The following is a 19,074-nucleotide window of genomic DNA, read 5'->3' on the forward strand; positions in this document are numbered from 1 at the left end:
TTGCAGGTACTCGGTGTGTCTGCCCTCCTGTTGTCACCCATCATCATGCGAAGAAGGCACAAACGGAGCAGTCACTTCGTGCGACGAACGAGCGGTTGTGTTGATCGATCGGAGGGCCGATCACGGGGCGGAGCCGACGCACGAATGTCCGATCGAAAACGCAGGTGAACGGCGGTTCGTGGCCGACTCCGGCCCGACGTAGACCGGCGGCCATGGTCGGCCATAGATCGGCCGCGTCGGGCAGCAGTCGACCCATAGCTGCCGGTCAGCGCGTCGTGCCCGCTGGCGCATGTTGGCTGGATACCGGCCACTCGATTTTGTAACCGATACTGGCGAGTCTCCGCCGTCGACACGGCTAGTTCGACCGGAACTGCTTCGCTGCAGACGAAATCAGACAGCTGCCATGCCGACGTGGCGATGGGACGCACGGAGTTGCACAGCTCAATATCGATGCGTCCGCGCCTCACCCCGCGTTATCCCGCAAGCCGGCTTGTGATCGCAATCTCCTCAGTTACTGCCAGGAACCTCGCAACATCATGCGGCGCATGGCAATGCAACGGAGAGATACGTACCGCACCGTCGAGGTTAAACGATTTCAACATCCGCCCCGAGTAGAGGCTGGTCGCAATCCGCTCATAGACGATCACGCCGCGCTCTTCATAGGCGCGCACGGCGGCGGTCGGATCCAGACCATCGAAGCCGATGCCTGCAATCAGATCCCGGCGCGTCAGATCGTCGTGATCCCAGAACACGTGCACGCCGTCGATCGCTCGCAGCCCGCGCTGTCCATCAACGCCATTGAGCATTAACGAAAGCAGCGCGCGCTCGTGTTCTTCGATGCGGTGCATGCCCTGCACGAAGAGTTCGCGCCGGTCTTCGGCGTCGCTGAACTGCGCGCCGATCCACGCGACGTAGTCGACGATTGCGCTCACCACGGCGAACTGCGCCGGCGCGGGACTGCCGAGTTCCCAGACACCTTTCTTTTTTGCGGCGAGCCGATGATGAGGAAGTTCCGCGAGCCGTTCCGACAGCCACGCCACGCCTGCTCCCCGGCAACCAAAGAACTTGTATGGCGCGAAGTTGATGCCGTCGACGGGCGTCTTCTGCAAGTCGATGACCGCGTGCGGCGCATGCTGGACCGCATCGACGATGATGAACAGATCCGGCTTGCGCGCACGCGCACGTTCGACGATTGCCGCGATGTCCAGCTTCGCACCAGAGATATTCGACGCGTACATCACGCTCAACAGCGCTGTGTCGTCGTCGATGAGCGAGACGATGGCATCGACATCGACGCCGCCAGTTTCGGCGTTGCTTGGCGCGACGCGCAGCGTCTTGCTGGTGCGCTGGCAGTACAGCGACATCGCATCGAAGGACGACGGATGCTCGAGAATGGTCGTCACGACATTCGTGCCAGGCACGTTCTCCATCACCGCGCGCACCATTTCGAACATCGCCGCCGATGCCGTCAGCGAGAGATATACGCTGCCATCGCGCGCGTTGAGAATGCGCCGGATGTCGTCTTCGCCACGCGTCTGAATGTCCTGCAATACCAGCGCGCGTTCGTGGATGCGCTCCGGGCAATCCGGCAACGCGTCGATCTGCGCGAACGCATCCAGTGCCGATTTCAGTCTGAACGAACCGCCGGCGTTGTCAAAGAAGAGGCGTACACGGCCGTCGACGTCGTGATCGACGTAATGAAAGTGACGCTTGATCTGTCGCATGACCGATTCGGAAAACAACTGCCCGCGACTACTACTCATCTTACTTGCTCCTCGTTCCATGATTGCCTTTCCTGCTTTTACCTGTTCTCATGCGTCCAGCGACGCGATATAAGCCTTGCCCTTCTCCGCGTCGTACTGGCCTTCCCATCTGGCAATGACGAGCGGCGCGAGCGCGTTACCGACCACATTCAGCGCGGTGCGCCCCATATCCATGATCCGGTCGACCCCCGCGATGAACGCGAGCCCTTCGAGCGGCAATCCCGCGCTCGCGAGCGTCGTCAGCAGAATAACGAACATGAAGCCAGGCACGCCTGCCGCGCCCTTGGATGTGACGACCATGGTAAGTACGAGCACAATCTGCTCTTGCAGGCCGAGATGCACGCCATAGAGTTGCGCGACGAACAGCGTGCCGATGCCGAGATAGATCGACGCGCCATCGAGATTGAATGTGTAGCCCGTCGGCACCACGAACGTGGTGATGCTTTTGGGCACACCGAAGTCCTCCATCTTCTTCATGAGTTGCGGTAGTACCGTCGCGGAACTGCATGTCGAGAACGCAATGACCAGTTCGTCCTTGATGACGCGCAGCAGAGTGAAGATGCTGAAGCCGAAGAGCCGCGCCGTGACGCCGAGTACCAACACCGCGAACACGATGATCGCGAGGTAAGTCACCGCGACGAGCTTGATGAGCGGCAACAGCGAACCGAACCCGAAGCTCGCGACGGTCACCGCGATCAGCGCGCAGACGCCGAACGGGGCATAACGCATTACCATGCCGGTGACCTTGAACATGGCATCGCTGATGCCTTTGAACGTCGCAAGCACAGGCTTGCGATATTCGGAAGGCACGGATTGCAGGCCGAGCCCGAACAGCACAGAGAAGAAGATCACCGGCAGCAGATCGCCACGCCCCATCGCCATCACTATGTTGTCGGGAATAATGCTCAGCAGCAGCGCCATGAACCCGTGATGTCCCTGCGTCTGCTGCGAGGTCTGCTGATAGCGCGAAATATCGGTGTGGCCGAGCTGGGACAGATCCGTGCCCAGACCCGGATGCAGCACATTGCCGAGCACCAGACCCAGCACGATAGCGATCGTCGTAACGATTTCGAAGTACACGAGCGTCTTCAGACCGATGCGCCCGAGTGAGCGCCCGTCGCCCACGCCTGCAATACCCATCACCATGCTGGTGAAGACGATGGGCACGACGACCATCTTGATCAGGCGGATGAAGACATCGCCCGCCGGTTGCAGGAAGCCGTTGATCGCGGATTCGCGAAACTCCGGGAAGCGGTTGAGCACCAGTCCCACTGCGATGCCGACGACGAGGCCAATGACAATTTGCCACGCGAGCCCGACGCGGGACTTGTGTTCCACGCGAACCGGTTGCGGTGTTTCCATGACGGATTCCATGCGTTCTCCAGAATCGTATTGGTTGAGCGGATAAGTTGAGCCTCCCCCGGACTCGTTAAGGGCCAAGGTAATCAGCCAAAAAGAACTAAAAAAGCGATTTTTTTCTATGAGAAACTATCGCTTTTGGTGATCAAAAGACGCAAACCATGCTGACGTTCAAGCAGATGGAAGCCTTGTACTGGATCGTACAGCTCGGTTCGTTCGAGGCGGCCGCGGCGCGGCTGAACACCACGCAATCGGCAATCTCCAAGCGCGTGCAGGAGCTGGAACGCGCATTCGACCTGTCGGTGTTCGACCGCGCAAATCGCAGCGCGCGTCTCACGGAGAAAGGGACAGAATTCTTCGAGCACGCTAAAGAACTGCTCGAACGGCGCGACCAGATCGTCGAGCGCATGAGCTCGAAGGAGGCGCTGGTACGCCAGATCCGCATCGGCGTGACAGAACTCACGGCGCTGACGTGGCTGCCGCGCCTCATCGCCGCGATTCAGGCCGAATATCCGAAGGTTAAGGTCGAAGCAGAAGTGGATCTGAACGCGACGTTGCGCGAACGGCTGGCAGCGGCGACTGTGGACGTCATCATCGTGCCGCAGACGCATGAGGTCGAGCCGTATGCGTCGACGCTCGTCGGTCAGGTTAAGAATGCGTGGATGTGCGCGGCCAGTCTCGCGCCGGGAAAGCGTGCGATTCCGATTGCCGACATCGCGAAGTTTCCGCTGATCTTGCAGGGCGGCCTATCGGGTACGGGTTACGTGTACAGCCGGTTTCTGGAGGAGCAAGGCGTGGCGTTGCAGAAAGTGCTGGCGAGCAACAGCCTTATTGCGCAGATCGGGCTCACACTGTCGGGGCTTGGCGTCAGTTACTTACCCGAAGCATGTCTTGCGCGCATGCTCAAGCGGCGGGCGCTTGTCGTGCTGCCGACCTCCCCAGCGCTGCCCGCCGTCAGATACGTCGCTATGCATCGGGCAGAGCAGTCGCATTCGCTCAGTGCTGCCGTGGCGAGGCTTGCAGCGCAATCGTGCGACTTCTCCTCGAATCTGCTTGACCGGGAAGTTAAGCGAGATTAAAGGCGAAAGAAGTCCCTGACTCGCTGAGCCGCATGCACGTGGTGGCTTGCGCGGCCATCGAGAGGGAGCGCTTGATCTAGAGTCGGAAGCCATCGCTCGCCAACCTGGCGGAGCTAGCTGCTTTCTTGTGCCCGCCCTTGAAATCTGCCGGATGCCTATTAGCGCGCGGTCCAGAGCCATTAGCGCATAGACGCGCGCAGACGGACGTCTCCATCAGCGCATGGCCCCGGAAAGATTTTGCGAAGAGGCGGCCAACTGCCGCCTCTGTGAGTGTCGCGTACGTGAACGGTGAGACGTCAGTCACGTGCGCAGCAGTTCGCATTTCGACACTTCGGTGAGTTCCTGCACCAAAGTTGAATACCGGCCGGTCGCCAAAGTCTTTGGTAGACGGATCAAATACTCGCTTTCATTTGCTTCTACCTCCGTTGAATGTCAACCGCGAGAGGTTCATTCGTAAGCGTCGATACTGCCCGTGGCCATCACTAACCTGACACGACAATGCATTTGTTAATCGATGACGTCAAACGTGTTTCATTTGAAAATCGGAAGGGATAGACGGCGCGCCGCTCGGGGACAACAATGATCCAGAAGGCAGGCAAGGACCAACCGGCGCTTGCCTGGGAAATACGTCAGACACATTCACGGAGTCAATTGTTGTGAAATCACTCACCTTCGCCTTGGCGTTCGCCACTGCTCTCATCGTCCCGATCACCTCGTTCGCGCAATCCGAGGCCCCGATGACTCGCGCGCGGGCGCGCGCCGAACTTGTTCAACTCGAGCATGCCGGATGGCGCCCAAGCGCCGGGGACGACGCGCAATACCCGGACGATATTCAAGCTGCAGAAGCAACGGTAGCGAAAACACACCGTGCGCCAAGCGGGACCGTCGACAGTGCCAGCGCGACGCGAAGCACGGGACGAGCGCGGACGGAGCAAATTGGCGATGATGAAGCGTCATCGTACTCTCCCCCCACATACATTTTCCACTAGGCCTGGAGTGTCGCTCGGCGCGGGTGGCAAACAGGACTCTTATGACCGGTTCCTGTATCGCAGTCCGCCCGAAACTGGGCTCACTATGTTCCCCCGATAGCTTGAGCAACGTCGCCCCGACTTGAAGAGCCGGCCATGACTGGCCAGACCTCTTCGACAAATCGAGATCCTGACTAATAGATGCAGTTATAGGAACGCCGCATCGCCGCGCCGTGAGCGCAGCGGGCACCCCTGTGAAGCTATGAAACGGCGTGGCTCTCCGGCTGGCTTTGACGGTGCCTCGCGGGCTCGCAACCCTGCGGCGCGTGTTCGCGCGCGCCGACCCGGCTTAACGCGCGATGTCGTATCTGGCCTGGACTGGCACTGAGTGACGACCTTGCTCCCTTACCTGCACAGGGCAAGTCGTCAAATACGGCGTACGGCACTGAGCAGTTGGAACTACAAGCCAACGACTTCTCTTGGCGCTTCACTTAAGGCAGCGATGTGCACGTGTAGTCCGCGAGCGCGCCGACCTACCGCCTAACGCTTGTCGCTTCGCTGCCACTTCCGTCGAGAGCAGCTAGAATCCAAGTACAGTCGGAATCGATACGCTTGCGTTTTCCTTACGAAACGTTGCCCGCACCAACCCGACATCGCTTAAGCTGACTTGCCAGACTTTCACTGTCTCGAGCTTCCAATTCATGGTCGACGTCAAGTTGCCTCACATCCTCATAGTCGATGACGACCCCGCCATTCGCGACGTCACGACCGAATACCTTGGACAGAACGATTTCCGTGTGTCCGCTGCGGCGAACGGAGCAGAAATGGCGGCCACGCTCAGGGGCGGTGCCGTTGATCTGGTCATTCTCGATCTGCGCATGCCGGGCGAAGACGGTATGCAAATCGCGAGCCGCATTCGTGACAAGTCCACACTGCCAATCTTGATTCTTTCAGGCCGTCAGGAAGAGGCCGACCGCGTGATGGCGCTGGAACTGGGCGCGGACGACTACATGACCAAGCCGTTCAGTTGCCGCGAACTGCTGGCGCGTGTTCGCGCCCTGCTGCGACGATCGAAGACGGCCCAGGTCGCGACCGGGCGGCAGGCGAATGCGCGGGGCTACCGTTTCGCGGGTTGGGAGCTGAACATCAACACGCGACGTCTTCGCTCGCCAGCCGGACAGGCGGTCTCATTGACCAACGGTGAGTTTTCGCTGCTCGCCGCGTTTCTCGCTTCGCCCGGCAGGGTGTTGACGCGTGATCAGCTGCTCGAATCGAGCCGGCTTTACGATGAGGTCTACGACCGCGCAATCGATGTGCAAATCCTGCGGCTGCGCCGAAAAATCGAGGAAGACCCGTCGAACCCGCGTTACATCAAGACCGAACGCGGCGCGGGCTACATATTTACTGCGCAGGTGGACACGCTGGCCGCCCTGGTGGAGTGGGAAATGCGCTGACCGGCAGCTTTCTCGCCGCGTCCCCTCGCTTTACACGCAGTACGGGTTCGCGGGACTTTTCGGTCGCAATTGATCTAGCCCGAAACCGAAACGGCCGAATCATCGCCGGTCATTGAATTGTCCCCATCGAATGATGCTTGCGGCGATACCGGGTGCTCACGTTTGTCCAACCATTGCGAACTGAACATCAAAGCCTCGATGAGCACGGAAAGAATCAGGCGCAGGTTTGCGTGGCCGCACCAGTACGGGTTGTTGGCAGCGGGATGCCTGTTCGTAGTCCTTTTGTGGATCGGCGCGGTAACGGAAAGCTTCCGATCGCGCCAACTGGTGCTCCAGTCCAACGACAGGGAACTGTCGAGCCTCGCGAGCGCGCTGGCAGAGCAAACCGCCCGATCCCTGCAGGGCGTCGAATTCATTCTCCGGCGCACCTCCGGCTGGTCGCGCGACGCAAATAACGCAGCGGACGCCGGGGAGGCGGTGAACCGCTTTCTTCGCGAGGAAATCGCCGGCGTACCCCAGGTCAGGCAACTCGACATTGTCGATGCCACTGGCCAGCGGATAGCAACGACCCTCCCCGGCGGCCCCGCCGCCAATGTTTCACAAAGGGCCTACTTCAAGGCCGTGCAGCGCGCATCGGGCAACGCGCTGGTGGTGAGCGACCCGCTCGTCAGCATGGTCGACGGCCGCCCCACGTTTGCGATGGCTAGCCGTCTCGAGGACGAAGATGGCCGTTTCAAGGGCGCCGTTGTCGCGCTGATCGAAGACGGCTACTTTCGCGACTTCTACAGGCGGGTCGATGCAGACGAACGCACCGGCATCACGCTCCGGCGTGAGGACGGCGCGCCGGTCGTGGCGTCCACAAGCGGGAAGCAACCAGGCGAGCGCGGGCGGCCGTTACTCTCCGCCCGCAAACCGGTGCCCGGTTTCCAGTTGACGGTCGACGTCACCCGCGACGAAGCGCTCGCGCTTCAGACATGGCGCATAACTACGATCTACGACTTCATCGGCACCAGTGCGCTTTCGCTACTCGTGGTGGCGCTCGGCCTCGCGCTGATGAGGAGGCTGCAGCAACTCGGACGCTTCACGCGCCGGCTCCAGTCGAGCCAGCGACGCTGGAGAGCCGTGTTCGACAACGCGCCGGCGGGAATCATGCTGTTGCGGCCGCGCGGGCGCTACCTCGGCGCCAACCCCGCGTTTCAACGCATGGTCGGTTACTCGTCAACGGAGCTCAAGAATCTGACCGACACCGACATCACCCATCCCGAGGACGTCGAACTCACCCGGCAGCATGTCGAGCGGCTGTTGCGGGACGGCTCGCAAAGCATTCGCTTTGAGAAACGCTACCAGCACCGCGACGGATACACTGTCTGGACAGACGTGCGGCTCGCGCGGGTTACCGTGTCGGAGGAGACGACGGGTAAGGACCCGGCACGCCAGGAAGATGTCATCGTGGCGACCGTGGAAGACGTCACGCAGCGCCGTGAGGACGAGCAGGCGCGCCGCCAGCTCGAAAGCCAGCTGAGGCAATCGCAGAAGCTGGAAGCGCTAGGCACGTTCGCCGGCGGCATTGCCCATGACTTCAACAACATCCTCGGCGCGATCGTCGGATATGGGGAGCTCGCGCTCCAGGCACTCGCGGACGAGACACCCGAGCAGCGCTATGTCGCGCAGGTGCTCAAGTCGGCGGACCGCGCACGCTCGCTGGTCGAGCGCATTCTCACCTTTAGCCGCAGCGGACTCACAACCCGGCAGCCCGTACATGTTCAGCCCATTGTTCACGACTCGATCGAAATGCTGAAGGTGCGCCTTCCCGCCGGCATCCGGCTGGAAGTCGAACTGAACGCACCCGAGGCCCACATCGAAGGCGATCCGGCGCATCTCGACCAGCTGGTCACGAACCTTTGCGTCAATGCGATCCACGCGATGCCGGACGGCGGAACGCTCAGCGTGGTCCTCGACACGCTCGAGCTCGACGCAGCATGCTCGCTGTCGCACGGCGCCGTGGAAGCGGGGCATTTCGTGAGGCTCGCCGTATCGGATAGCGGTGTGGGCATGACGCCCGATCTGCTCGAACGCATTTTCAATCCGTTCTTCACGACGCGCAAAGCCGGTGAGGGAACCGGGTTGGGACTGGCGCTCGTCGACGGGATCGTTCGCGAATATGGCGGCGGCATCGACGTGCGGACGGTGGTCGGTGCAGGAAGCCAATTCACGCTTCTGCTTCCAACAATCGATTCGCATACCAGTCAAGCACCCGGGGACAAAGAGGCTTGCCCTCACGGTGAAGGGCAGACCATCCTGCTCGTCGACGATGAAGAAGCGCTGGTGCGGATCGGCGAGGAGCGCCTCGCGGAGCTGGGCTACGAGCCCGCGGGCTTCGTCTCCAGCGACGCGGCGTGGCAGGCCTTCCTTGCCGATCCGCAGCGCTTCGACGCGGTCGTTACGGACCAGACGATGCCCGCGATAACCGGCGTCGAACTCGCCCGGATGATCCGTTCTGTACGTGCCGAGATACCCATCATTCTTGTCAGCGGGTTCAGCAGCCCCGCGCTGGAAACGCAGGTGCGCGAGGCTGGCGTCAACGCGCAATTGCGCAAGCCGTTGCCCAAGGCAGAACTTGCGCGCACGCTGAAGCATCTGCTGCCCGACTAGGCGCTCGCATCGCCACAGCCGTCTACGGCGCCACGCCTCGTCACCCCGAGCCATTCGCGACCCGCCCGACCAATGCCGCAGCGGCTTGTAACAACGCTTCGCGCCTGAACGGCTTTGCCAGCGCCCGTTCTACGCCCAACCGGCTGGCAAGCATCGACATGGCATGAGCCTGTGTCGGAAAATAGCCCGAAATCGCGATCACGGGCACCGAGGGAAAGACAGTCCGAACGAGAGCGATCCGCTCAGGATCCATCGCCTTCGGCTGATTGATATCGACCACCGCAAGATCAATCTGGCCTACTACGAAATCCGGAACGCTCGCACCCGTTGACTCCAGCACGTCATAGCCCGCATCCCGGAAGGCGAGGGAGAGCAGCGCCCGCATTGACGTGTCGTCCTCCATCACCAACACCCTTTTTCGATCTTCCACAATCGATCCTTTACGGTTTTCACGAATTGGCCTGAGTGCGCCATCGACCTGCCTGCGCGTCACTGGTCAGCCGATTTCCCGATGCTGCCAAACATCCTTGCTGCCACGATCCCGAGCTCGTAAAGGAGCACGAGTGGGCCGGCAAGGAGCAACTGCGATACGACATCGGGCGGTGTCACGACTGCGGCGACGACGAACGCGCCGACGATTATGTAAGGACGAATCTGCTCCAATTTGGCGATATCCACGAGCGCACTGCGGACCAGCACGACGATGACGACCGGCACCTCGAAAGCCACGCCGAACGCGATGAACAAGCGAACGGTAAAGCGCAGGTAATGGTCGATGTCCGTCATCATCTGAGCGCCGAGCGGCGCGTTATAGTGCGCCATCAGATGAAGGATCGCGGGAGATACGAGGAAATATGAAAAGGCCATCCCGGCGAGAAACAGTACATAGCTGCAGACCACGAGCGGCGCGATGAGCTTCCTTTCATGCCTGTAGAGGCCCGGCGCCGCAAACGACCACAACTCGTGCAACACGACCGGCAACGCGACGACGAATGCCACCATCATCGTGACTTTCATCGGCACAAAGAACGAGCCCGTCACGTCCGTGACGATGAGCTTGCCGTTTTGTGGCAGGTTGTCGGCCAGAGGCCGCACCACGAGGCGGAAGATCTCCGGCGCCCAGTAGACGAGTCCCACGAAAGCCCCGAGGACCGCTGCGGCTGCTCTCATCAAACGCCGGCGCAGCTCCACGATATGGGTCATATACGGCTGGTCGGTTTGGACGGCTTTCTCATCGGCTCCGTACGGGAGTTTTCGTGTACTGCTCATCGTGTGTCACCTTTTGCGTTTCCCGCTGTCACCGGGCGATTCCCATCAGGATGCGGTTCCTTCTTCTGGCGGCCGCATGGCGTAGCGGACGCGGCTGCGCAGCACCGATGTGTCGGCGGTTCCGGCGCGGAGGGTGCCCATCGCCTGCGCCTGTCGTAGGTGCATTCGCACGCCATGATTCCGTTGCACGACGTGATAGCCGCGCGCGCCTAACCGCTTGATCGTGCTCGGGTAGAGCGGCCATCGGGGTCTCTGACGTGTCCGCGTCCAGCAAAGTCACGGCGTTGCGCGCGAGCGACCCACCTCGGTCCGCGAGCGCGGCGAATTCCTGTACGCCCGACTCGATCTGCGATTTCATTGCGCGCAGTTGCCCGAGCTCGAGATCCTCGGTGACCTGCGACCTGAGATCGTCGAGGTATCGCCGCGAACGCCCAATGAGGACACCCAACGCGCGCGCAGCAAGCGGCAGGCGTTCGGGCCCAAGCACGACGACTGCGACCGCCGCGATCAACAGCAATTTCGAAAAATCTACGTCTAACATCGACTGCTCTCCAAAATGGTGAAACGGCGGGCAACGAAGCGTCGCCGAAGATCAATGGCCGAGTCCGCCGCGCTCACCTGAGAGCTCCGCGTCTGCGCTTCGCGAAAGTGACTCGGCTTCTTTGACTCCATCCTTGAAGCCCTTCACCGCAAAGCCAACGTCGGAGCCGATATTTCGCAACTTCGCCGTTCCAAAGACCAGAGAAACGATGACCAAAACAATCAACCAATGCCAGATACTCAGCGATCCCATGACAATGCTCCTTAAAAATGCGGTCGTTGTGGCGAACCGGAAATTGGGCTGGTAGCCCGTATATGTAACGTCAAGCTTCTTGCCTGCAATTGCGGGTTTTCAGCGCGACAAGGCAAATCAGTGCGATGAACGCGAGGGACGAAGGGCCGAGCAACGCGACATCGTGAAACCGTTGCGTCGCGACGGCACCCGCCGTAGCACCGCAGGCGAAGCAGAAACATATTGTTGCGAGCACAGCTGCGCTGCGTATTCCCGCGAAATCGCGCCGCGGTATCGTCGATCGAAAGAAACCTTGCAAGGTCCTCAGCAAGTTCCCTGTCGTCATCACCGACGAGTAAGGCTGTGTGCCGGAATGCGTGAAAATGGTCGTCTGCAAAGCGGCAACGAATGAGATTCCCGGTATCAGCAATAGCTGCGGCATGCCGACTATTGCGGCGGCGAAGAGGAACACAGCTTCGAGCAGCAGCGCAACGATGGCTGAAAGCGACTCGTCTCGTGAAGCAGCCAGACGCAACAGGTGCGCGCCAAACACCCCAACAGCAAATCCGCCAAGGGGCACTAGATGCGCAAGTGCTGCGCCGCGGTTTTCGGCGGCGAGACTGACCGCCGTCACCACGATGTTTCCCGTCATCGAATTCGCAAATATGCGGCCGTGACCGACAAATGTGAACGCATCGAGAAATCCGCCGCACAACGTGAGCAGTATCGCGATTGCCGGATGCGCTTTCACTGATTCCATCTTCATTTCCTGACGGCGGAAGCCCGAGCATCATCCAGTCCGAGTCGGGCTCCCGCTGGTGAACGACATCGCTGATACGCCGCGCTCTATTTGTGCGCAACGTAAGCCGCCACCATCTTGCGCGGATCGACGATCCGGTCAAAGTCCGCTTCGCTAACGTAATTTAGCTTGAGTGCCGCTTCCTTCAGCGTGAGGTCATTGTCGTACGCGTAGTGCGCGATCTTCGAAGCCTTGTCGTAACCGATAACCGGCGACAGCGCAGTGACGAGCATCAACGAGCGGTCCACGTACTCCTTGATCTTCTTCAGATTCGGCTTTGTGCCTTCCACGAGGAACTTGCGAAAGTTCCTGCTGGAGTCCGTCATGATCGTGATCGAGTGCGTGATGTCGAAAATGATCAGCGGTTTGTACACGTTCATTTCCAGGTATCCGCTTGCGCCGCCGATTCCCGTGGAAACGTCGCTGCCCATCACATGCGCGGCCACCATCGCGAGCGCCTCCGCCTGCGTGGGGTTGACCTTGCCGGGCATGATCGACGAGCCGGGCTCGTTTTCCGGAATGATCAGTTCTGCGAAGCCGGCACGAGGCCCGCACGACATCAACCGGATGTCGTTAGCGATCTTGTAAAGCGAAACCGCCAGCGTGCGCATTGTGCCCGACAGGTGAATCAGCGCATCGTGAGCGCCCTGCACGGTGAACTTGTTCGGAGCGGTCACGAACGGCAGGTTCGTGAGGCGCGCAATCTCCGCTGCGACAGCGGGCGCGAATTGCGGCGTGGTATTCAGGCCGGTGCCTACAGCAGTCCCCCCCAAGGCAAGGCGATAGGTACCCTTCAGCGCATCGTCGAGCCGTTCGAGGTTGTCGGTCAGCATGCCCTCGTAGCCGGACCACTCCTGACCGAGCGTGATCGGCGTTGCGTCCTGCATGTGCGTGCGACCGATTTTGACGATGTCCATCCATTCGTTCGCCTTCGCGCCGATGGAATCCCGCAGGTTCGCTACGGCGGGCATCAGGCGGCGCTTCACGTTGATCGCCGCGGCCATGTACATGGCGGTCGGAAAAGAGTCATTGGACGACTGAGACATGTTCACGTGATCGTTCGGATGAACCGGCGTATGACTGCCGAGCGGCGTGCCCGCGATCTGGCAACAGCGGTTGGAGATCACCTCGTTCACGTTCATGTTGAACTGCGTGCCGCTGCCGGTCATCCATACGTGCAGCGGGAACATGTCGGCGTGCTGGCCGTCGATGATTTCGTCGCAGACCTTGACGATCAGGTCGTGCTGCTGGTCAGTGAGCCGCTTCTCCGAGTAATTGACGTTGGCCGCTGCCTTCTTCAGGATCGCATAGGTGGTGACCATCTCCCTAGGCATCAGATCGGGGCCAATGCTGAAGTGCTCAAGGGAGCGTTGGGTTTGCGCACCCCACAGTTTGTCGGCAGGCACATTGACGATGCCCATACTGTCAGTTTCCTGGCGGAAACCCGCCACCGACGCGGATGCCGATGCACCCGCACCAGCCGATTGTGCAAACGCTCTTGTGCCGGCAAGCGCCACCGAGGCAAGAAGGGTGGATTGCATCATTTCCCTGCGATTCATCTGCGTTCCTTTAACTATCCAATTGCGACGCCCTATCCGGCCCGTCGAAAAACTAAACGCCGCTTGACTGCAACGGCACCCGAGTCGGGCGGGCGTCGTTTCCGATTCTCGACAGCCCTGCCCAATGACTGGTATTTGACCGGCGAGCGGTGATCCGCACATTTCAGATTCGAGCCTTGAGATTGCAACTGAAACGTATTGAGCAGCGCCGGTTTCAGCTGTAACAAAAGGCGCGATTGGCTGAAACAGAGACATAACGGGCTCGAACAATAATTTCATCCACCCGATCCTCTTGTTGCAACGTTGAAAAGGAAGGGTAACTGGCCGGTCCTATTCAAAATTTACTGATTACGAACAGCTTTGTTCGTAGCAGGACGAAATGAAACCTTGGAGGTAGCTATCATGAAGCCCCTGATTCAAACCGTTGTGGTCGCAGCCGCCCTTGCGGCTCCCGTTGCAGTGTTCGCCCAGGCGAACCAGCCCGTTACCCGTGCGCAGGTGCGAGCCGAATTGATCCAGATTGAAAAGGCTGGCTACAATCCGGCTCGAGGCGACGATCCCTATTACCCAACAGATATCGAGGCTGCTGAAGTTAAGGTGGCTGCGCAGCACGCGGCGACGGGTGTCGGCGGTGCGGCGAGTGGGTCATCGGACGCGGGTCATCCGTTCGTCAAGGCCGACTAGAACGCGACGTTCAAATTACCCTGATACGCTCGCGCTTGAGTGGCGGGTGGTATTGGCCGCCTACCGCTCGGCGATCTTGCTTACTTGCACTTATAAGAACTGGCCCACCATTCCGGTCGACAAGATGGTGGGCCAGTTCTTTTCCATACCCCAGCCACCCGATTGATGATGGTAACGCACAGACGCTCATAGTCGTCACGCCGTAAGCGACGCGCCTAGAAGGCACTTTCGGCCAGATCCGGAATCCTGGTGGGATGACAAAACGCAGGCCCTACCCAACGGATGTATCGGATGAACAATGGCACTTCGCTGCTCCTTATGTGACCTTGATGAGCAAAGACGCACCGCAGCGCCGCTACGGACTGCGCGATATGTCCAACGCGCTGCGCTGGATCGTGCGCGCGGGTGCGCTGTGGCGTTTGTTGCACAATGACTTTCCACCGTGGGGAATGGGCTACCAGCAGACGCAGCGCTGGATCCATGCGGGCTGTTTCGAGGCCATGGCGAATGACCCACGTTCGATCATCCGGATCGCGCAGGACCGCCGCGGTCAAGCCAGCGCGGTCATTCTCGATGGGCGTACCCTGCAGTCGACCTGCGAGAGCGAGCCTCGTGCCGGTTACGACGGCTACAAACGCAAACGCGGCAGCAAAGTCCACATGGCGGCCGACACGTTGGGGCAACTGCTTGCTGTGCACGTAACGCCGGCCAACGAACAGGAGCGCGCACTGAGCGTTGGGTGGATTTCGGAGTGGACCAGCCATTCACGTGACGACTGAGTCGCCTTTGCGACCGGCAGAAAGTGGCCGGTTGCCGAAGTTCATGGTCGGGCGCGGCGCGCCCCAGCGAATTTTCGGCACCTGACCCTCTTCGGCCCTTCGATTCGCCTCGCAGCGGTCGTTTAGAAACCAACTACGTTAAATCTCTGCGACGCATCGCCTTCCCCACTATTCGGCGCGATCGAAATGCCCGTAATCGGTCGTGAAGGCATTCGGAACCTTGCTGCCGTCAAAGCCGGTGGCGTGTGGATCGCCTCCCTTGAAAGCAAACGTGAGGAGGCCCGGCGGTATATCGGGATTCTCAAACGTGATCAGGAACGAGTCAGCGGACCAATGCGTCAACCTCCCTGGAAAATCATGGGCGCCGATTTTCACTGCAAGGGTTTCGCCGTTGCGTATCACGGCAAGCGACCCATACAGCGGACTGACAAAGAGGCCCGTGAAAGCGTCAAGGTCGCGCGCGAGCGGCTTGGCATCGGCCGGAGGTTTGGGCACATCGAGAAGCGCAAACCAGCCTTTTTGCTCTTCGTGAATCTGCCTTTGCAAGTCCTGCCCTGACGGCGCGAGCACGCGCTCGAGAAACTCCGCACGGACGGCCTCCGGAAATACCGTCACCTGCTTGTTGGCAAAGATTGCGATGCCAAGGCGACGCTCCGGAATCAGCGTGACGATGGTGCGCATGCCATTCAGCGCGCCATTTTTCTCGATTACGCGCCAGCGAAGGAAGTGATAGCTCTCGCAGCCCAGCCCGGACGAGTCATTGGGATCGTTCAGCGGACCACCAACGCCTTGCACCATGCTCGCCGCGAAGATTTCCGTCACGGTTTCCTTGCTCAGAATCGGCTTGCCGTCGAATGTGCCTTGCCCGAGCAACATCGTCATCCAGCGTCCGATGTCGCGGCCTGTCGAAACTATGGCGCCCGCACCGCTGAATTTGTCGACGTTCTCGTAGGGCATGATCGAGCCGTCGATGTTATGAGCCGTGGCGCGATTATCGTCCTTGAAAAGTTCCGCCTGTACCGGACCACTTCGCGTCATGCCTAGCGGCACGAGCATCATGTTCGACAGCAATTGTGGGGGGCTCATCCCGGCAACCCGCGATGCGCTGTACTGCCCGAGAAAGATGCCGTAGTTCGAATAGGCCCATCGCGACCGGAAGCTATGGTCGAATTGCTGGAAGCGCGCGCGGTGCAGCAGTTCGTCAGGGCCGTAGTCGAGTTGGGGAAGCAGGTCGTCTGTGTAGGCCGGCAGCCCGGTACGATGTGCGAAGAAATCGCGCAATGTGACGTTCTGCGTGGCGTAAGGCTCCGCGAGTACGGTGTCACGCGAAAAAGTCCTGACAGGTGCGTCCCAGGAAACCACGCCCCGATCGACGAGTGCTCCGACCGACGTCGCGGCGATGAACTTGCTCATGGACGCGAGCTGAAATCGTGTATCCCCGTCGACCGGCGCCGTTTCGCCACGACGACGCACGCCGTACCCCTTCAGGAACTCAGTGCCCTCGTCGCTCGCCACGACGACAACCGCCCCAGGTACCCCATAGTCCTCAAGCGTCTTCTGTATGAACTGGTCGAACGTAACCCCGTTCACTTCGCGTGCAAGGGGACCCTCAGCGTGAGCGGGCTGCAGCGGCGCCAGCGTCGACGCCAGGAGCAGCAGCATCGCGAACCAGCGCGATCGGATTACCGTTGACGCGGTCATCACCATCTCCCGAGTCGACTGCGCTCTTCCTTATGTTAGCGGAACCTTTCGTCGCGTTAGGATACCGCGGCGTTCAGGTTGAAATTAATTTAGGAATCGGCGGACGTCGAAAAAGTTAGGGTATTCCGCGATTCAGCAGCGCCGATCAAGCGCAACACCGATCACCCATGATCCGACGAGACGCGCCGTACAGGACGCTGCCAGTCTCGAGAAGAGCAAAAATTCAGTTCGCTGCATCTGCTCGCGCTCATAAAAGCGCGACGAAGAGGCGTTCGACATTTGGTCTATGGCCGGGAGGAAGGCGCGATCCTCGTCGCTTGTTTAGTTCACGCGGTCACGTCAATGAAGACGGAGCCGTTGCGTTTGTCGACGACCTGGTGGGTGAGGCCGACAGTCGGCTCCTGGCCGAGGCCGTGTGAAAACGCAGGCTAAACGCGGAGTTCGGGAAAGACGACCCTCCAGATCGCGCTGTGTTGGCTTGGCGGTGCGTTGAGAAGGGTAAAGCGACACTCGAAAACCGAGTACTTTTACGTTTTCACACGGCCTTAGGTGAGTAGCCCGCGGGAATCGCACCCGCAGGCCCTCTCAGAACCGGACGTGAATCTCTCAATTCATCCGGCTCCTATTGCCCACCGTTCTGCGCCAGAATCCAGTGAGCAAACAGACCCGGCCGCTGATGTCTTATCTTGACCACCAGTTCCCGTGCCCGAGTCACTTTATCCTTTAGGCGCTTGTATTTCCTGCGCACCCACCGCACCGGGTACTGATCCAACGAATCGAACACCGCGTACAGCGCCGAACGATAGAAGCGGCCATAATATTGCAGCCACCCTTTGAGCACAGGGTTGATCTCCTGCGCCAGGTCCGGCAATTCCACGGTGTGTCGGCAATGCAGTCGCCATCGACGCACTGTCTGGCGAATGGCTTTGGCAGCTTTTCGGCTGATCGCGGGCAGGAAGCTCACGAACACCGTACCGGTGCGCGATCTTGCGAAGCGCGGTCGGAAGCAGAAGCCCAGGAAGTCAAACTGATGAACGCTAAAGCGCTCCCTCCGATTGTCATCGCGACAGTAGACGACTTTCGTCTTCTGCGGATGCAAGGCAAGTGAGAACTGCGCCATCCGCTGCTCCAAGGCTGCCTTAAGCGCCTCTGCCTCCGCCATGGTGCGACAGTGGCAAACTACATCATCGGCATAACGTTCGAACGGCACGCCCGGATAGGTGCGGCGCATCCATTCGTCGAACACGTAGTGCAGAAACAAATTGGCCAACAACGGACTGATGACTCCGCCTTGCGGTGTGCCAGCGTCCCGCGGCTGCGTAGTGCCGTCTGCCAGACTGACCGGAGCCCGAAGCCACCGCTCAATGTACAGAAGCGTCACCCTGCACTTCGTGTGATGCCGTATCGCCTTCATCAGCAAGGCGTGATCGATGGAATCGAAGAACCCCTTGATGTCGAGATCAAGCACCCAGTCGTATTGCCAACAACGCACACGCGCCATGGCCACTGCCTGATGTGCCGACCGGCCCGGCCGGTAGCCGTAAGAGTCGGGATGGAAGCGCGGTTCCAGTTGTGGCTCAAGACGCTGTTTGACCACCATCTGAGCCACCCGGTCCGCGACGGTCGGTCTCCCCAACGGTCGCACACCGCCACCTGCCTTCGGAATCTCCACACGTCTAACCGGTGGAGGTTGATAACTTCCCGAGGCCAGTCGATTCCAGAGTTTATAAAGGTTGTCAGCCAACCTCGAATCGAACTCCTCGATCGTCTGCCGATCGACTCCAGCAGCGCCCCGGTTGGCCTTGACCTTCTTGTAGGCCTCCCACACTTCACGCTTGGAAATATCAAACGGTTTGGCATGCCGAGACAGATCCTCCCGTTGCCGGTTGTCTGCCTCGTCTTGCCGGGCAACGTCGCCCCTTCGGTCCAGCCCCATTACAGGGCCTTCCTCCCTACTACGGACGACTCCGCCCCTGTGCCGCGCATCGGTACTCAGGCTCTTGCAGGGGCTGCCTGCTTGAGCTTCTCCCTTCGCATCGCGACGACAGGTTCCTGCGTTCCTCATTGAAGCCTGCGCTGGCGTCACGCCACCTTCATGCCGGACGCCAGACAGCCCGTCAACAGGCTCCGTCTGCCCTTGTCCCGGGGCATCCGTACCCCCCGGTTTTGGCGTCATCATGGGGTTTCGACACGTCATCAGTGGTTCACTCGCATTCGTCTCACCAGCACTCATCTG

The 19,074-nt window shown here is 60.1% G+C and carries 15 protein-coding genes and 1 pseudogene; 6 read left to right on the top strand and 10 right to left on the bottom strand.

Annotated features, from left to right (window positions below; genetic code table 11):
• Positions 1 to 473: 473 nt before the first annotated feature.
• On the bottom strand, positions 474 to 1,763 hold the full coding sequence (locus G5S42_RS08835) for an aminotransferase class V-fold PLP-dependent enzyme (RefSeq protein ID WP_176106402.1): 1,290 nt from the start codon (positions 1,761 to 1,763) through the stop codon (positions 474 to 476).
• 48 nt (positions 1,764 to 1,811) lie between these two features.
• Positions 1,812 to 3,137 carry a glutamate/aspartate:proton symporter GltP gene (gene gltP, locus G5S42_RS08840; protein WP_176106403.1) on the bottom strand — a complete coding sequence of 442 codons (1,326 nt, stop codon included), beginning with the start codon at positions 3,135 to 3,137 and terminating at the stop codon, positions 1,812 to 1,814.
• A 146-nt stretch (positions 3,138 to 3,283) separates the two neighbouring features.
• Between gltP and G5S42_RS08845 the strand changes: the two genes are divergently transcribed.
• The 4 genes from G5S42_RS08845 to G5S42_RS08860 all read left to right on the top strand — a co-directional run bounded on the left by G5S42_RS08845 (position 3,284) and on the right by G5S42_RS08860 (position 9,275).
• Complete coding sequence (locus G5S42_RS08845; RefSeq protein WP_176106404.1) at positions 3,284 to 4,201, top strand: LysR family transcriptional regulator; 918 nt, start codon at positions 3,284 to 3,286, stop codon at positions 4,199 to 4,201.
• A gap of 656 nt (positions 4,202 to 4,857) precedes the next feature.
• Positions 4,858 to 5,190, top strand: coding sequence for a DUF4148 domain-containing protein (locus tag G5S42_RS08850; RefSeq protein WP_176106405.1), 333 nt, complete (start codon positions 4,858 to 4,860; stop codon positions 5,188 to 5,190).
• A 680-nt stretch (positions 5,191 to 5,870) separates the two neighbouring features.
• Positions 5,871 to 6,623: a response regulator gene (locus G5S42_RS08855; RefSeq protein WP_176106406.1), complete on the top strand. Its 753-nt coding sequence runs from the start codon at positions 5,871 to 5,873 to the stop codon at positions 6,621 to 6,623.
• Between the two features lie 162 nt (positions 6,624 to 6,785).
• Positions 6,786 to 9,275, top strand: coding sequence for an ATP-binding protein (locus tag G5S42_RS08860; protein ID WP_176106407.1), 2,490 nt, complete (start codon positions 6,786 to 6,788; stop codon positions 9,273 to 9,275).
• 40 nt (positions 9,276 to 9,315) lie between these two features.
• On the opposite strand, the gene G5S42_RS08865 is transcribed toward G5S42_RS08860, so the two are convergent.
• From G5S42_RS08865 to fumC, 6 genes are all read right to left on the bottom strand, one after another.
• A complete protein-coding gene (locus G5S42_RS08865; RefSeq protein ID WP_217709867.1) occupies positions 9,316 to 9,768 on the bottom strand; it encodes a response regulator in 453 nt (150 codons plus the stop codon).
• Positions 9,765 to 10,478, bottom strand: a complete 714-nt coding sequence (gene tatC, locus G5S42_RS08870; RefSeq protein ID WP_246392143.1) for a twin-arginine translocase subunit TatC — start codon at positions 10,476 to 10,478, stop codon at positions 9,765 to 9,767. Before tatC ends, G5S42_RS08865 begins: the two co-directional genes overlap by 4 nt.
• 94 nt (positions 10,479 to 10,572) lie before the next feature.
• Positions 10,573 to 11,085, bottom strand: a complete 513-nt coding sequence (tatB, locus tag G5S42_RS45725) for a Sec-independent protein translocase protein TatB (protein WP_376776870.1) — start codon at positions 11,083 to 11,085, stop codon at positions 10,573 to 10,575.
• A gap of 51 nt (positions 11,086 to 11,136) precedes the next feature.
• The gene (tatA, locus tag G5S42_RS08880; RefSeq protein ID WP_176106411.1) at positions 11,137 to 11,337 is read right to left on the bottom strand and encodes a Sec-independent protein translocase subunit TatA; all 201 of its coding nucleotides are present in this window, start codon (positions 11,335 to 11,337) and stop codon (positions 11,137 to 11,139) included.
• Between the two features lie 70 nt (positions 11,338 to 11,407).
• A complete protein-coding gene (locus G5S42_RS08885) occupies positions 11,408 to 12,076 on the bottom strand; it encodes a YoaK family protein (RefSeq protein ID WP_246391888.1) in 669 nt (222 codons plus the stop codon).
• 86 nt (positions 12,077 to 12,162) lie between these two features.
• The gene (gene fumC, locus G5S42_RS08890; RefSeq protein WP_176106413.1) at positions 12,163 to 13,674 is read right to left on the bottom strand and encodes a class II fumarate hydratase; all 1,512 of its coding nucleotides are present in this window, start codon (positions 13,672 to 13,674) and stop codon (positions 12,163 to 12,165) included.
• A gap of 402 nt (positions 13,675 to 14,076) precedes the next feature.
• On the opposite strand from fumC, the gene G5S42_RS08895 reads away from it, so the two are divergent.
• The gene (locus tag G5S42_RS08895) at positions 14,077 to 14,358 is read left to right on the top strand and encodes a DUF4148 domain-containing protein (protein ID WP_176106414.1); all 282 of its coding nucleotides are present in this window, start codon (positions 14,077 to 14,079) and stop codon (positions 14,356 to 14,358) included.
• Positions 14,359 to 14,612: 254 nt separating this feature from the next.
• Positions 14,613 to 15,086, top strand: a pseudogene (locus tag G5S42_RS08900) (transposase); the annotation flags it as partial.
• A 219-nt stretch (positions 15,087 to 15,305) separates the two neighbouring features.
• Here G5S42_RS08900 and G5S42_RS08905 read toward each other — a convergent pair.
• Complete coding sequence (locus tag G5S42_RS08905; RefSeq protein ID WP_176106415.1) at positions 15,306 to 16,838, bottom strand: serine hydrolase; 1,533 nt, start codon at positions 16,836 to 16,838, stop codon at positions 15,306 to 15,308.
• Positions 16,839 to 17,460: 622 nt separating this feature from the next.
• The gene (ltrA, locus tag G5S42_RS08910; RefSeq protein ID WP_176106416.1) at positions 17,461 to 18,774 is read right to left on the bottom strand and encodes a group II intron reverse transcriptase/maturase; all 1,314 of its coding nucleotides are present in this window, start codon (positions 18,772 to 18,774) and stop codon (positions 17,461 to 17,463) included.
• Positions 18,775 to 19,074: the final 300 nt, after the last annotated feature.

Origin of the sequence: Paraburkholderia youngii (assembly GCF_013366925.1) — a bacterium.
Taxonomy (GTDB): Bacteria; Pseudomonadota; Gammaproteobacteria; order Burkholderiales; family Burkholderiaceae; genus Paraburkholderia; species Paraburkholderia youngii.

Bases quoted from the DNA above. Each gene is read 5' to 3' on its own strand.
- ltrA (WP_176106416.1), bottom strand. From the start codon at position 18,774: ATGGGGCTGGACCGAAGGGGCGACGTTGCCCGGCAAGACGAGGCAGAC.
- tatB (WP_376776870.1), bottom strand. From the start codon at position 11,085: ATGTTAGACGTAGATTTTTCGAAATTGCTGTTGATCGCGGCGGTCGCA.
- G5S42_RS08835 (WP_176106402.1), bottom strand. From the start codon at position 1,763: ATGAGTAGTAGTCGCGGGCAGTTGTTTTCCGAATCGGTCATGCGACAG.
- G5S42_RS08855 (WP_176106406.1), top strand. From the start codon at position 5,871: ATGGTCGACGTCAAGTTGCCTCACATCCTCATAGTCGATGACGACCCC.
- tatA (WP_176106411.1), bottom strand. From the start codon at position 11,337: ATGGGATCGCTGAGTATCTGGCATTGGTTGATTGTTTTGGTCATCGTT.
- tatC (WP_246392143.1), bottom strand. From the start codon at position 10,478: ATGACCCATATCGTGGAGCTGCGCCGGCGTTTGATGAGAGCAGCCGCA.
- G5S42_RS08905 (WP_176106415.1), bottom strand. From the start codon at position 16,838: ATGACCGCGTCAACGGTAATCCGATCGCGCTGGTTCGCGATGCTGCTG.
- G5S42_RS08885 (WP_246391888.1), bottom strand. From the start codon at position 12,076: ATGGAATCAGTGAAAGCGCATCCGGCAATCGCGATACTGCTCACGTTG.
- G5S42_RS08845 (WP_176106404.1), top strand. From the start codon at position 3,284: ATGCTGACGTTCAAGCAGATGGAAGCCTTGTACTGGATCGTACAGCTC.
- gltP (WP_176106403.1), bottom strand. From the start codon at position 3,137: ATGGAATCCGTCATGGAAACACCGCAACCGGTTCGCGTGGAACACAAG.
- G5S42_RS08895 (WP_176106414.1), top strand. From the start codon at position 14,077: ATGAAGCCCCTGATTCAAACCGTTGTGGTCGCAGCCGCCCTTGCGGCT.
- fumC (WP_176106413.1), bottom strand. From the start codon at position 13,674: ATGAATCGCAGGGAAATGATGCAATCCACCCTTCTTGCCTCGGTGGCG.